Consider the following 13,279-nt stretch of genomic DNA (forward strand, 5'->3'; position numbering starts at 1 on the left):
CTCAGCGAGCGGCGAATTGCTCGCAGCCGGCTTCCGTCAGGAAGTTGCGCGCAGCCTCATCGAAGCTCGCCTGCGGCGCCAGCGTCCGCAGCACGGCATAGCCGTCCGGCCGTGCCATTTCCACCAGGATCGCCTGCTGCAGCTCCTGCGGCAAGTTCTTGCGCAGGTCTGTCAGCTGGATCGGACTGCCGGCCAGCACATCGAGCGCGCCGCCGACCGATGTCCTGTCGTTCATGCTGAAGACCTCGTTGGAGGCGCTGTCATAGATCGCGATCGACCAGAAGGGCACATTGCCCTTGGCGGTGAAATGTACCGGCGCATCCTCGACGTCGAAGGAGCAGACGGCGGTGCGCAGGAAGGGGTCGCCATTGGCAAGGCCAGCCTCGTCATATTGGTCGCCGAGCAGGTAGAAATTATTGAGGTCGCCCTCTGCCTCCACGCGGGTCGCCGCATCCCTGCCGGTGAAATGCGGCAGCGACAGGATGATGACGAGATGCAGCAGGGCTGCGCCGAAAAGGCCGGTCAGGACGGCGAAAAATATCCTAAGCATTGCCGCATCCGGTCTTGGTGAGCTTCGGCATAGCGAGGTCGATCACGCCGGAACTGCCGGCTGTCGGTGTGTCGAACAGCGTGAGCACCAGCCGGAAGGTGCCGGCCTCTGGCAATGCCAGCCAGTTGCCCGGCTGCGCGACGGCGGAGATCTCAACCGAGAAACTGCCGTCTTGATTGCGCAGCACCGTCCAGGAATTGAGCGCTGAGGGATGCCCGGTCTTCACCGCTGCCGGATTGCCGCCATTGTCGGCGGTAAAGAGCGTCCAGAGCCGGGCAGGCGGCGTCTGCCCGCTGATGCGGTAGCGGCAATTGGCATTCAGCCGCGCGCCCTCGTCGTCGACGCTCGCCGTGAAGGTCAGGCCCTCGGCGCTGCCATAGAGCAGCTTGCCGGCGCGCGCCCGGTGCGACTTGGCGTAAGGATCGGCCTCGACTGTCTGCAACGCCGGAAAGGCCTCCCAGGCACCGAGCTTGATCGCCCCGAAACCCTGTGTCGCGTCCAGCGCATAAAGCGAAATCATGATCCCGCCGCCGAAGGCGACGATCAGCGTGATCGCGATAAAGAGGGGGAATCGAAACACGTCATGACCTTGGAAACCATATCGGATGAAAGGGTTACCACTGATTCTGGCAGGGTGGAATGCCGCGCCGTGACATAGGCGCCGATTGATCCACGTTATGCAAAGTGCGGCAACAGGGCTGTCCGGTTTGCGCGAATGGCTGCCCCTCACCCTAACCCTCTCCCCGTAAACGGGGCGAGGGGACGTGCCCTACGAGAGGTGTGCGGGGAACGGAGAGGTGGCGACATGGTCCCTTCGCCCCGTTTACGGGGAGAAGGTGGCGGCAGCCGGATGAGGGGCAGTCCGGCAATCTCCTGGGCCAACTACTCCGCGCTCGCCACCTTCGCCGGCGCGAGCGGGGCGGCATCCTTCAGCTTCTCGCCGAGCTTCTTGAGGATGCCAGTCGATTGAACCGAGAGCATGCGCGGCCGGATGAGCTGCGGCAATCCGTCCTGCGGCTTGGCGGCGGCAGTCTTGGCGAGGTCCTTTTCCGAGGGCAGCGGGTTTTCGACGCCGGGGATGGCGCGCAGCGTGACGCCCTGATGGGCGTAGTCCATGGCGCGCTTGAAGGTCATCGCCGGCAGCGAGCCGCCGGTCATCTCGTTGGTCGAGGTGTAGTCGTCATTGCCGAACCAGACGGCGCAGGTGTAGTTGCCGGTGAAGCCGACGAACCAGGCGTCGCGATAGGCCTGGGTCGTGCCGGTCTTGCCGGCCGTCAGGATGCCGTTGTCGAGGGCCGCCTTGCGCGCCGTGCCGACATAGGGAACGCGCGACAGCATCTGGTTCATATAGGCGTCGGCCTGTTCGGAGAGCACACGCTTCGGCGCCGGCTCGTCGCGGTCGAAATCGTAAAGCACGTCGCCGTCGTAATCGAGGATCTGGGTGATGCCGTGGCGGCGCGACTGGTAGCCGCCGGCCGGGAAGGTGGCATAGGCGGTCGCCTGGTCGAGCACCGTCACCTCGGAGGTGCCGATCGGAATGGTGACGTCGTCGCGGATCGGCGTTTCGACGCCGAGGTTCTTCGCCATCGCCCGGATCGGCTGAATACCGAGTTTTTCCTTGGCGAGCCGCACCGGCACGGTGTTGATCGACTGGGCGATCGCGGTCTCAAGCGTGATGCGGCCGGCATAGCGGTTTGCGTAATTATGCGGGCTCCAGTTGCCCCAGTAGATCGGCGCATCGACGATCGTCGTCTGCGGCGTCATGCCGCTCTCCATCGCCACTGCATAAGTGTAGACCTTGAAGGACGAGCCTGGCTGGCGCAGCGCCCTGCTGGCGCGGTTGAACTGGCTCTCGCCGTAATCCCGGCCGCCGACCATGGCGCGCACGGCGCCGCCGTTTTCGATCATCACCATCGCGCCCTGCTTGGCGTGATAGGCCTCGCCATATTCGCGCAGCGACGTCTCGACCGAATCCTCCGCCGCCTGCTGGATGCCCATGTCGATCGTCGTGCGCACGATCAGCGAATGCTGGTGGAAGCGCGACGAAAGCCGCTGGACCTCGTCGAAAGCCCAATCGAGGAAGAAATCGGGCGATTCCACCTCGTTGCGGTCGACGACGGTAGCTGGATTGCGCCTGGCGGCGATCACCTGGCCCTCGGTCATCAGCCCGCTTTGGACAAGATTGGTCAGCACTTCGTTGGCGCGGGCACGCGCCGCCGGCAGGTTGACATGCGGCGCGTATTTCGCCGGCGCCTTGAACAGGCCGGCAAGCATGGCGGATTCGGCGAGGTTCACATCGGTGATGTTCTTGCCGAAATAGAACTGCGCCGCCGCCGCTGCGCCAAAAGTGCCGCCGCCCATATAGGCGCGGTCGAGATAGGTGGAGAGGATTTCCTTCTTGGAAAGGTTCGCCTCGAGCCAAAGCGCCAGGAACGCCTCGGTGACCTTGCGGTCGATCGAGCGTTCGTTCGACAGGAACAGGTTCTTGGCGAGCTGCTGCGTCAGCGTCGAGCCGCCTTGGACGACTTCGCCGGCGCGCGCATTCTCGCTCATGGCGCGGAAGAGGCCGATGAAATCGATGCCGAAATGGTCGAAGAATCGCCGGTCTTCGGTGGCGAGCACCGATTTGATCAGCGAATCCGGCAGCTCGTCGATCGGCACGGAATTCTGGTGGATGACGCCGCGATGGCCGATGACATTGCCGTAGCGGTCGGTAAAGGTGACGGCGAAATCGCCCCGGTTGCGCCAGTCTTCCTTGGTCGCCTCGAAGGCGGGCTGGGCAAGCAGCAGCATCAACACCGAGCCGGCCGCTCCGAGCGTCAGTCCTTCGCCGGCAAGTTCGAAGACCATGCGCTTCCAGCCGCGCACGCGGAAACGGCGGAAGAAGATGGTAATGTCTTCCCAGATCTCGGCGGCGCGGAAGCCGGCGTTCCAGACGGTAGAATCGATCCAGGAATCGATGCGCAGCAGAATGTGACGGCTCTTCGCCGGCCGCTTTTCCGCCGTCTCGTTCGCCGCTTTTCCGGGCCTTTTTTCTGGCCCGTTTTCTGGCCCATTTCCTGGGTTGTCCGGATCCTGCACGTCCTGTATTCCCGCCTGATCTCGCTTCGGTCATATCCGACAAAAAGCGCGATGCCCGTATATGGCCGCAAACCTCTCCGATACGAGGAGAGAATTCTCCGAGTACCAGGAGTATACTGAAGGATTGATTGATTTTGCGGCTGATAACAAGAGAGATGCATCAGGGTCACGCGAATTTGCGGGTCGCTGTTGCAAGAAACGAACGATGAACGATCTGCCCTTCTGGAAGAACAAGACGCTTGCCGAAATGACCGTCGCCGAGTGGGAAAGCCTCTGCGACGGCTGCGGCCTCTGTTGTCTCAATAAAATCGAGGAATGGGATAGCGGCGATATCTATTTCACCTCGGTCAGCTGCAAGCTGCTCGACGGCGAAAGCTGTCGCTGCTCCAGCTATGAGAACCGCTGGGATTTCGTGCCGGACTGCGTGCAGCTGACGAAGGAGAATGTGCCCGATATCGCCTGGCTGCCGCCCACCTGCGGCTACCGGCTGGTCAATGAAGGCCGCGACCTCTACTGGTGGCATCCGCTCGTCTCCGGCGACCCGGAGACCGTCCATGCAGCCGGCATTTCCGCGAGAGGCCGCGCGATCAACGAAAATGAGATCGATCTCGACGACCTCGAAGATTACGTCGTCGATTGGCCGCTGACCGTGGGCGAGGAGAAGGACGAAGAAGCGTAGGCGGGCTCAGGATTTAAGCGCGGCGAGGAAGCGCCGAAGCTCCGTCTCCACATAGGCGGCCACCGGCCCCTCGGCGCCAAAACCCCACCAGATGAGCGAACCCTGCCATTGCGACAGCATCAGCCGGGCGATCGTCTCCGGCGCCTTCGCCGATCCGAAACATTGCGCGATTGCCGCCGTCAGTGCCGTTCCCCAGGCCGCACCCCGGGCGCGCAGCACCGGATCGCGGAAATCCTCGCGAAGCACCAGCAGTCCCTCGCCATAGGCAGCGGCATTGTCGCCGTAATCCTGCGACAGACCGACGAGCAGCACGACGGCGCCGTCCGGCGTTTTCGGCACGGTCTCGGCAAGCCGCGCCGTTTCCGAATCCAGCCTGTCCCAGGCATAAAGCAGCGCTGCGCGCAGCATCGCCGCTTTCGTGGCGAAACGCTGCACCAGCGTCGAACCGGAAAGTCCGCTGGCTTTCGCCACCGCCGCAAAGGTCGCTGCATCCGGCCCCTCGGCATGAATCAGCGCCAGCACCATGGCGAGAAGCTGTTCGTCGGACAGTGTGCGGCGGCGCGGCATGAAATTCCTCTTGCATTCAGGTCGTATATAAACGATCATTCGTTTATAAACAAGCGGCGCTGGCTAATACTTGGCGCTTCATTACGGCATGAGGCGTTCTAGCGTGGAGGATGGAGAAGTGACAGCGAACTTGCGGGAGAAAGTGGCCTTGGTGGCGGGTGCTACGCGTGGCGCCGGCCGCGGCGTCGCGGTGGAACTCGGCGCCGCCGGCGCCACCGTCTACGTGACCGGGCGCACGACGCGCGCTCAGCAATCCGAGTATGCCAGGCCGGAGACGATCGAAGAGACGGCCGAACTGGTAACCGCCGCAGGCGGTAAGGGTATCGCCGTGCAGGTGGACCATCTCGTCAAGCAACAGGTCGAGGCGCTGGTCGCCCGCATCCGCGAGGAGGCCGGCCGACTCGATATTCTCGTCAACGACATCTGGGGCTGCGAGAAACTGTTCGAATGGGACAAGGCCGTCTGGGAGCATTCGCTGGATAAGGGCCTGCGCATGCTGCAGCTCGGCATCGAGACGCATCTGATCACCGCACATTACGCCCTGCCGCTGATGATCGAGCGGCCCGGCGGGCTGCTGGTGGAGATGACCGACGGCACGGCCGAATACAATGCCACCCATTACCGGCTGTCGCCCTTTTACGACCTCGTCAAGACAGGCGTCACCCGCATGGCCTGGGCGCATGCGCAAGATCTGGCGAAACACGGCGCCACCGCCGTTTCGATCACGCCCGGCTGGCTGCGTTCGGAAATGATGCTGGATGCTTATGGTGTTCGCGAGGAGAACTGGAGCGAGGCGACGAAAGTACAGCCGCATTTCGCCATTTCCGAAACCCCGCGCTTCGTCGGCCGGGCCGTTGCGGCCATCGCCGCCGATCCCGACCGCGCCCGCTGGAACGGCCAGTCGCTGTCGAGCGGCGGAGTGGCCAAGACCTATGGCTTCGACGATATCGACGGTTCGCGGCCGGATTGCTGGCGCTACATGGTGGAAGTGCAGGAGCCGGGCGGACCGGCGGATGTGACAGGCTATCGCTAGAGCATGATGCCGAAAAGTGTGAGCGGTTTTCGGACGACAACATGCTCTAACTGTTTAATTTAGAACAGGATGATTTTACTGGAGCAATTCCAGGAACAAAAGGTTAGAGCGGCTCTGCGCTTCCGTGAAAGCTAAACCGCTCTAACGCCCCGTTATCATGCTGTGGCAAGCCGCGCCGCCTCGCGAAACGAGACCAGTCGCTTCGTCTGCTCGTCCCACAGCACCAGCTTGACGCAGCGCAGGCTTTCCATGAGCGTGATGCGGCCCAGATCGGCAAGCTCAGGATGATCTCGCAGCACCTCCGGCAGCCGGTAGTAAGGCACCCGGCTCGACAGATGATGCACGTGGTGGATGCCGATATTGCCGGTGATCCACCGCAGCACTGGCGGCAGGTCGTAATGCGAGGCGCCGTGCAGGGCCGCATGCTGGAACTGCCAGTCCGGCTCCTTCGACCAATGTGTTTCCTCGAATTGATGCTGCACGTAGAACAACCAAACGCCGGCAGCACCTGCCAGAAGCACGGTCGGCAGATGCACCAGTAAAAAGGGGACGATCCCGACCGCCCAGATCAGCAGCGCGGCGACCACCGCGATGGCAAGATTGGTCGCCATGGTCGAGATCCAGGGCAGGGCGCCGGAGCGCATCATGCCGAAAGGCAGGCGCTGCTTGAAGAGGAACAGCCATGCCGGTCCGATCCCGAACATCACGATCGGGTGCCGGTAGAGCCGGTAGCCAAGCCGGCCCCAGCGCGACAGCGCGTTATATTCGGCGATCGTCAGCGTTTCGATATCGCCAACGCCGCGCTCGTCCAGGTTTCCGGCCGAGGCGTGGTGTTCCGCATGCGCCCGGCGCCAGTAGTCGTAGGGCGTCAGCGTCAGGATGCCGATCGTGCGTCCAACCCAGTCGTCGACGCGGCGACGAGCGAAAAACGAGCCGTGGCCGCAATCATGCTGGATCATGAACAGCCGGAGCAGGAAAGCAGCGGCGGGAAGGATGAGGATCAGGCCGGGCCAGAAACTGTAATGAACCGCTGCCCAAGCGGCAGCCCAGAACAGCGCGAAGGGGACGACTGTGACGGCAAGCTCGAAGGCGCTGCGTCCGGCCCGCGGCTGGCGATATCCGGCAAGGATCTTCAGCCAGCGCTTTTCTGCGAAAAGTGCGGATCGCTCCGGGTTGTCGTCGGGCTCTCCCAAAGGGGCCACTTGGATTTCCTCGCACTCGCTGCGGCGCGCAGATTCGATCATAGAGTGACGCCGTGAAAGGCGGCGATCGCCGAAAAGCCGAGTGCAATCACCACGGCCGAGCGAATGAGGAAGAGCGGATAGTCGAAGTTGTACATTGTATTAAGAGTTGTCATGGTTGCAGCAATTCCTGTTTTTCCGAAAACATGTCAATGGGTGATGGTGTCGCGCCGGAGCGCGGCGCGTCCGACAAGACGCGCTATCACTGGCGCTGTTATGCGCACGGGGGCGGAGCGGGGGCTCGATAAGAGGTTCTATTTCTTTGGAGCACTGCCCTGCGGGGCAGTTTTGGTCGCCGTCTTCATCTGATTGGCGAATGTGCTTTCCACCTTCGCTGCCTGCTTGTCCTTCTTCGGCTTCCGGACCTCGCGATTGCTTCTTACTTGTCCTTTTGCCATCGATAAAATCTCCCTTTAGATCGAAATTGAAAGCCGCAGCCTGCGTGGTATTCGCCCCGCTTGTCGGTCGCGATCGGAGATCGCGGGATCGTCATGAGGGGCAACCCGACAACACCGGGCCGCAGGGATGGAATGAAAATGATGCCTGCTGAAACCGCATCGCAGTCTGGAGGCGGATGACCGGAGAGGTCACCGAAAGCCAAACCCGACGTTGAGACGGGACGTCACCATGCTTTCGCGATCGGGAAAATGGCGGGGCCGGAAATCCGGTCACCGCAAATGCCGCATCGGCCAAATCAGCGAGCCCTCCTTATAGAGTAAAATTGAGGTGCCATTAAGGCCGCCGCCGCAGGAAAGCCATATTTCCACAGGGGATAAAGCGTGCCGCGCAAAGGGGGCGGCGGTTTTGCGATAACGACATTCGAAACAATAGGACTAAAGCGAGAGATGAATCTTCCGACGCGCTTAGTCATTCACGGGAAACAGGCGGATCAGCTTCGTTCTTTCCATCTCCGCACGGCCTGATGCAGACATGATGCCGCGGGCCAAACAGAGTTCTATGTCCCGTCCGATATCGAGCGGCACCAGCATGCCGCCGGCCTTGAGCAGGCGGTCTGTCATCGACAGAAGCATATCCACTTTCGCCTGGCAGCCATCGCTTTCCAGGAGCGCCACCCGGCGCTCCCTATCGATGTCGGCAAGATCGCTAGCCTGTTGCCGTTGTTGGTAAGCCCCGAATTGCACCCATCCGAAATAACCGGCCGCTGCGACGCAGATACAAAGCAGGAGGGTTTTTCGCACAATATTCCTTCGGAGCCGGGCGGCTCGCTTGCCGCTAAAGCATGTCGCGCAAAAGTGTGAAGCGGTTTTGCGCTAACGGCATGCGTAAAACAAAAACCTAAAGCGCGAGGAGTGAATCTGAAAGATCGCGACGCGCTTTAGAACATCAGTGAGAGCATGATGTCGTCCGAAAACCGCTCACACTTTTCGGCATCATGCTCTAGCCGGCGACGCGTCTTTCACGGGGCAATCCCTGTATCGCATATCGATTGAAGACGGGGGTTATCGGTTTCGGCGGCGTCTTCAGCTTGCCGAAATGGTGTTCGAGCGCTTGTGAGAGCATGGCCGGCGAGGTGACGCCCTCTTCGAACAGCCTGATCAACAGTATGGCCGCGACGTTGAAGACGCGTTCGTTGCCGATCAGGATTTTGGCGTCGTAGCCGGCGTCGTCGAGCACGCCTTGCAGCATGTCGAGATCGGACGAAGTCAGATGCGACTTTTCGAAAGTGGAAGACATCGGTCCTCCTTTCATCGGGGCAAGGGTATAAAAACCCTCAGTCGGCAGCGCCCGTACACTGGCTGCCGAAGTTGCGACCATGCGCCTTTCACCCAGGCAACGCAACGGGATTCTTGCTGCAGATATCGCTCCGGTTGATGAGTAGCCCGCACCGGTCAGGGTGCGGGCTGATGACGGTCATTCCGCCGCCTGATAGCTGGGTCTCCGGGCGGCCGATGTCCGCGGACCGGCGGCTGCAAGCAAGGTAATCGCCACCGCAAGCAGCGCCACGAAGGCGATGCCGGCGACATAGGGGTCCCAGCCGACGTGCGGTGCGGCGCCGAAGACTGCCGAGGCCGCCGCAAGCACGATGCCGCCGCCGATCTGGAAGGAGGCGAAGAGCAGTCCGGAGGCGAGCCCCGACTTATCGTCCTCAACGTCCGAAAGGGCCGCGACCTGCACTGAGGGGTAGGTCATGGCGTAACCGAGGCCGAGTGGGATCTGCGAAAACAGCACGAGCAGGATCGGGTCGACATGTCCGAGTGCGGTCACCCAGAAGATATAGCTGAACGCTTGCAGGCCGACACCCGCCGCCATCAGCCCGGTGGCGCCGCGATTTTGCGCGAGCGTCGCAAAACGTGGCGCCAGGAACATGACGAAGACGCCGCCAAGCGCAAAACAGAAGCCGGTGGTGAAGGCCGACCAGCCGATGACGTTTTGATAATAGAGCGTCGCCAGGAACTGGAAGCCGACATAGGCGCCCTGGAAGAGGGCGGCGATGGCATTTGCATGCCGGAGCTTGGCTCGGCGGAACATGCCGAGCGGAACCATCGGATCGGCATGGCGCGCTTCGACCACGAGGAAGAGCAGGATCAGCACCAGCGACGCGGCGAGCGAACCCCAGGTCGGGAAGGCCCGCCAGCCGGCGGCTGCGGCATTGGTGATGCCGAAGACGAAGAGCAGCAGTCCGGGCGTGATCGTCAGCGCGCCGGCCCAGTCGAAGCTCGGCCGCGGTCCCGTCCTTTTCGGGTCGGCCGGCAGCGCCAGCGGCGCAAGAAGGAGCGTCAGTATGGCGACAGGCGCGCCCATGACAAGGGTCGCCCGCCAGCTGAAGATCGTCGCGGCACCGCCGAGCACCATGCCGAGCACGAAGCCGGTGGCGCCGGTCGAGGCGAAGACCCCGAGCGCCTTTGCCCGTGCGGTTCCCTCGCCGAAGACCGAGAGCAGCAGCGCAAGGGCGGCAGGCGCAGTGAAGGCGGCGGCAATGCCCTTGATCAAGCGGGCGGCAATCAGCGTCGGCCCGCTATCGACGAAGCCGCCGGCGATGCTGGCGGCGGCAAAAATCGCCAGCGACCAAAGGAAGACGCGGCGATGGCCGAAGACGTCGGCGACCCGGCCGCCGAGCAGCAGGAAGCCGCCATAACCGAGCACATAGGCGCTGACGGCCCATTGCAGCGATGTCGCCTCCATGCCGAGTTCGGCCTGGATGGCAGGAAGCGCGACACCAATGGTGGAGACGTCCATGGCGTCGAGGAAGTTGGCGGTGCAGAGCAGCAGCAATGCCAGCCCCGCCCCGCTTCGCGATTTGGAAAGAGTCATCGAAATCGTTCCTTCGTTGCTGCCGCCTCATCGGGGGAGGTTGCCGGGCGGCAGGGAACGAGAAAATGTACAGCTTCCATTCCTATTGCAAATTGATAGTAGCCATGCCAGGTATTACTGACGATGATGAATGACGCCACGCTTCGCAAGATCGATCTCAATCTCCTGCTGGCCTTTTCGGTGCTGATGCAGGAGCGCAACGTCAGTCGCGCCGCCGAGCGGCTGCTGCTCGGCCAGCCGGGCCTGTCGGCTGCTTTGCGGCGCCTTCGCGAGGCGCTGGACGATGAATTGTTCGTGCGTGTCGGCCGCGGCCTGCAGCCGACGCCGCGCGCCCTTTCCATCGCCCCGGCGATCGAGGATGCGCTGTCGGGCATCGAGCGCGCCATCCGCCCGCAGGCCGAGTTCGATCCGGCAAGCTGGAAGGGCGAGTTCCGCATCGGCATGTGCGACAATCTCGAATCGGCCTTCTTCGGCCCGCTTGCCGCCCGTCTTCTAAAGCTTTCACCCGGCGCCCGGCTGATCGGCATCGCTTCCGAAAAGCGCGATGCCGCACGCCGGCTGGATGAAGGCGTTTTCGATTTCAGCGTCGCGATGCACGACGAGCCCGCCTCCTGGCACATTCGCGCGCCGCTGTTCGACCAAGTCTCGATCTGCATCTACGATGAAGCTCAGCTCGGGCTGAAGGCGCCGTTGAGCCTCAAGGATTTCGCCAATGTCGCGCATGTCACCGTCTCGTTCGAAGGCAACACCTCGACCGGTATCGACATGGCGCTGAACCGCACCGGCGATGTGAGACAGGTGGTGGCGACCGTCCCGCGCTTTTCCGCTCTGCCGATGGTGCTGAAGGCGATGCCCGCCATTGCCACCGTGCCGGAATCGATCGGTCGCTGCATGGCGCAGTTACATGGGCTGATGCTTTGCGAGCCGCCGCTTTCGCTGCCGGCCGATCCCGTGACGATGCTTTATCGCCGAGTCGACCAGACGGACGGCCGGGCGCGCTGGTTCCGTCGCCTGTTCATCGATGTAGCCAATAAAGCGCTCGAAGCTTCCGGCTGCTGCGTATCCATTCCGAGAGCCGCTGCCTGACGGTCCCTTACAGTTCGCCTTTGTGGAAATACGCTTCGAGGCGGTAGCCGTCCGGGTCGATGATGAAGGCGGCGTAATAGAATTGCCCATAATCCGGCCGCACACCTGGTTCGCCATTATCCGTGCCGCCGGATGCAACGGCCGCCGCGTGAAAGGCATCGACCGCGGCCTCATCAGGCGCGACGAAGCAGAAATGCAGCCCGGATCGCATGTCGGCAACAACAGGCTGCTCGACCTGCATCACCCAGAGCCCGACCGTTTCCGGGCCGTAGCCGATCATGGTGTCGGAATTAGACAGGCGCTCATATCCGAGTGGCGCCAGCGCCGCATCGTAGAAACGGCGGGCTCTTTCCAAGTCTTTTACGCCGATGGAGATATGATCGAACATGGACTGCGAACTCCTTCTCTGCTCATCCCCGGTGTGAGCTCTCTCACCCCCAAGATGGCACGATGACAACATCTTTCAACCGCCGTTCTAAGTCAGCGAACGGGCGCATCGTCAGCGGCCTGCGCGCTCATTCATGGCCGGCGATTCTGTCCAGCGCCTTGGCGAAGAAATCGGGGGCTCCGAAATTGCCGCTCTTCAGCGCAAGCCCGAGCGGTCCGGAGCGGTCGGCCACGAGAACCGGCACGCCGGGATCGATCTCCGGCCCGATCATCATGTTCTTGAGACCGAGCGCTTCCACCACCGCGCCGGAGGTTTCTCCGCCGCCGACGACGATCTGCCGCATGCCGGCATCGGCGAGCCGCCGCGCCAGCCCGCCAAAGAAGGTCTCGATTTTTTCAGCCACGTCCTCGCGCCCGAAACGCTGCTGCACGAAGCTCACCACTTCAGGAGCGGCTGTCGAATAGACGATCGGATTTTCGGCGGCATTCGCTTCCACCCAGCGTGCCGCGCGCTCCACCGACATCGAGCCGCGCATCAGCACCGCCGGATCGATCGCAAGCCCCGGATGGTTCTGCAGGTGGCAGGCGACCTGGTTCTGCGAGGTCGTGGAGCAGGAGCCGCAGATCACGACACCGGGACCCTTGACCAGAGGCACTTCGTCCGCCGTACCTGAGAGCTTGCCCTGGTTGCGGAAATTCTGCGGCAAGCCCTGCGCAATGCCAGAGCCGCCGGTCACCAGCTTGTGGTCGGCGACCGCGGCCGCGATCGTCGCCAGGTCGTCGTCCTCGATGGCGTCGACGACGACGAGGCGGTGGCCGGCGGTGAGTTCGGCGCGCAGGCCGTTGCGCAAGGCCGCAGCGCCCGAGCGCACCACGTCGAGCGCAATGCTGCCGATTTCGCCTTTCGTCTGCTGCTGCAGCCAGCGGCGGATGTCGGGATCGGTCATCGGCGTCAACGGATGGTTCTGCATGCCGGATTCGCTGAGAAGCCGGTCGCCGACGAAGAGATGTCCCATGAAAAGCCGCCGTCCGGTCGCCGGAAAGGCCGGGCAGACGACGGCGACGCCGGTGCCGGTGAGGCGCAGCAGCGCTTCGGCCACCGGCCCGATATTGCCTGAAGGCGTCGAATCGAAGGTCGAGCAATATTTGAAGACGATCTGCTCGCAGCCCTGCTCGAGCAGCCAGCGCGCCGCCTCCAGCGACTGGCGCACCGCATCGTCAACCGGCGCCGAGCGCGTTTTCAGCGCGACGACGCCGGCCTCGCAATCCGTCTTGCCGCGGCCGGTGCCGACGAACTGCACGGTCGACATGCCGCCTCTCGCAAGCGTGTTGGCAAGATCGCTGGCGCCGGTGAAATCATCGGCAATCGCCCCAAGCAGCAT

Annotated in this window: 14 protein-coding genes; 3 read left to right on the forward strand and 11 right to left on the reverse strand. The window is 62.8% G+C overall.

From position 1 onward, the window contains the following. Window position 1: 1 nt before the first annotated feature. The 3 genes from RWJ89_RS29580 to RWJ89_RS29590 form a co-directional block, all read right to left on the reverse strand. Window positions 2-550 carry a DUF1254 domain-containing protein gene (locus tag RWJ89_RS29580; RefSeq protein WP_017963550.1) on the reverse strand — a complete coding sequence of 183 codons (549 nt, stop codon included), beginning with the start codon at window positions 548-550 and terminating at the stop codon, window positions 2-4. Next, a complete protein-coding gene (locus RWJ89_RS29585; RefSeq protein WP_316031870.1) occupies window positions 543-1,130 on the reverse strand; it encodes a DUF1214 domain-containing protein in 588 nt (195 codons plus the stop codon). The genes RWJ89_RS29580 and RWJ89_RS29585 overlap by 8 nt, the downstream gene beginning before the upstream one ends. Window positions 1,131-1,432: 302 nt before the next feature. Next, a complete protein-coding gene (locus RWJ89_RS29590; protein ID WP_131665911.1) occupies window positions 1,433-3,631 on the reverse strand; it encodes a transglycosylase domain-containing protein in 2,199 nt (732 codons plus the stop codon). Window positions 3,632-3,836: 205 nt separating this feature from the next. On the opposite strand from RWJ89_RS29590, the gene RWJ89_RS29595 reads away from it, so the two are divergent. After that, entirely contained in the window at window positions 3,837-4,310 is a 474-nt protein-coding gene (locus RWJ89_RS29595) for a YcgN family cysteine cluster protein (protein WP_131665912.1), read from the forward strand. A 6-nt stretch (window positions 4,311-4,316) separates the two neighbouring features. Here the strand turns inward: RWJ89_RS29595 and RWJ89_RS29600 are convergent, their stop codons facing one another. After that, window positions 4,317-4,877, reverse strand: coding sequence for a TetR family transcriptional regulator (locus tag RWJ89_RS29600; protein ID WP_168284821.1), 561 nt, complete (start codon window positions 4,875-4,877; stop codon window positions 4,317-4,319). Between the two features lie 118 nt (window positions 4,878-4,995). Here RWJ89_RS29600 and RWJ89_RS29605 point away from each other — a divergent pair, with 118 nt between their 5' ends. Continuing rightward, the gene (locus RWJ89_RS29605) at window positions 4,996-5,910 is read left to right on the forward strand and encodes an SDR family oxidoreductase (RefSeq protein ID WP_316031871.1); all 915 of its coding nucleotides are present in this window, start codon (window positions 4,996-4,998) and stop codon (window positions 5,908-5,910) included. A gap of 155 nt (window positions 5,911-6,065) precedes the next feature. On the opposite strand, the gene RWJ89_RS29610 is transcribed toward RWJ89_RS29605, so the two are convergent. The 5 genes from RWJ89_RS29610 to RWJ89_RS29630 form a co-directional block, all read right to left on the reverse strand. Then, window positions 6,066-7,103: a fatty acid desaturase gene (locus tag RWJ89_RS29610; protein ID WP_017959652.1), complete on the reverse strand. Its 1,038-nt coding sequence runs from the start codon at window positions 7,101-7,103 to the stop codon at window positions 6,066-6,068. A gap of 302 nt (window positions 7,104-7,405) precedes the next feature. Next, a complete protein-coding gene (locus RWJ89_RS29615) occupies window positions 7,406-7,549 on the reverse strand; it encodes a hypothetical protein (RefSeq protein WP_003546677.1) in 144 nt (47 codons plus the stop codon). A 465-nt stretch (window positions 7,550-8,014) separates the two neighbouring features. Then, window positions 8,015-8,350 (reverse strand): hypothetical protein, encoded by a 336-nt coding sequence (locus RWJ89_RS29620; RefSeq protein WP_168286410.1) that lies wholly within the window; start codon window positions 8,348-8,350, stop codon window positions 8,015-8,017. Window positions 8,351-8,549: 199 nt separating this feature from the next. Then, window positions 8,550-8,927, reverse strand: coding sequence for a hypothetical protein (locus RWJ89_RS29625; RefSeq protein ID WP_017959655.1), 378 nt, complete (start codon window positions 8,925-8,927; stop codon window positions 8,550-8,552). A 96-nt stretch (window positions 8,928-9,023) separates the two neighbouring features. Beyond that, window positions 9,024-10,424, reverse strand: coding sequence for an MFS transporter (locus tag RWJ89_RS29630; protein ID WP_316031872.1), 1,401 nt, complete (start codon window positions 10,422-10,424; stop codon window positions 9,024-9,026). 123 nt (window positions 10,425-10,547) lie between these two features. Between RWJ89_RS29630 and RWJ89_RS29635 the strand changes: the two genes are divergently transcribed. Next, entirely contained in the window at window positions 10,548-11,510 is a 963-nt protein-coding gene (locus RWJ89_RS29635) for a LysR family transcriptional regulator (RefSeq protein WP_316029603.1), read from the forward strand. 7 nt (window positions 11,511-11,517) lie between these two features. Here the strand turns inward: RWJ89_RS29635 and RWJ89_RS29640 are convergent, their stop codons facing one another. Together RWJ89_RS29640 and otnK are read right to left on the reverse strand one after the other, a co-directional pair. Beyond that, window positions 11,518-11,898 carry a VOC family protein gene (locus RWJ89_RS29640; protein ID WP_131665918.1) on the reverse strand — a complete coding sequence of 127 codons (381 nt, stop codon included), beginning with the start codon at window positions 11,896-11,898 and terminating at the stop codon, window positions 11,518-11,520. 127 nt (window positions 11,899-12,025) lie between these two features. Further along, window positions 12,026-13,279, reverse strand: coding sequence for a 3-oxo-tetronate kinase (gene otnK / locus RWJ89_RS29645; RefSeq protein WP_168284816.1), 1,254 nt, complete (start codon window positions 13,277-13,279; stop codon window positions 12,026-12,028).

It is taken from the genome of Rhizobium sp. 10PS4 (assembly GCF_032464805.1).
Classification (GTDB): domain Bacteria; phylum Pseudomonadota; class Alphaproteobacteria; order Rhizobiales; family Rhizobiaceae; genus Rhizobium; species Rhizobium laguerreae.

Bases quoted from the DNA above. Each gene is read 5' to 3' on its own strand.
- RWJ89_RS29635 (WP_316029603.1), top strand. From the start codon at position 10,548: ATGATGAATGACGCCACGCTTCGCAAGATCGATCTCAATCTCCTGCTG.
- RWJ89_RS29600 (WP_168284821.1), bottom strand. From the start codon at position 4,877: ATGCCGCGCCGCCGCACACTGTCCGACGAACAGCTTCTCGCCATGGTG.
- RWJ89_RS29595 (WP_131665912.1), top strand. From the start codon at position 3,837: ATGAACGATCTGCCCTTCTGGAAGAACAAGACGCTTGCCGAAATGACC.
- RWJ89_RS29625 (WP_017959655.1), bottom strand. From the start codon at position 8,927: ATGGTCGCAACTTCGGCAGCCAGTGTACGGGCGCTGCCGACTGAGGGT.
- RWJ89_RS29580 (WP_017963550.1), bottom strand. From the start codon at position 550: ATGCTTAGGATATTTTTCGCCGTCCTGACCGGCCTTTTCGGCGCAGCC.
- RWJ89_RS29615 (WP_003546677.1), bottom strand. From the start codon at position 7,549: ATGGCAAAAGGACAAGTAAGAAGCAATCGCGAGGTCCGGAAGCCGAAG.
- RWJ89_RS29630 (WP_316031872.1), bottom strand. From the start codon at position 10,424: ATGACTCTTTCCAAATCGCGAAGCGGGGCGGGGCTGGCATTGCTGCTG.
- otnK (WP_168284816.1), bottom strand. From the start codon at position 13,279: ATGCTGCTTGGGGCGATTGCCGATGATTTCACCGGCGCCAGCGATCTT.
- RWJ89_RS29640 (WP_131665918.1), bottom strand. From the start codon at position 11,898: ATGTTCGATCATATCTCCATCGGCGTAAAAGACTTGGAAAGAGCCCGC.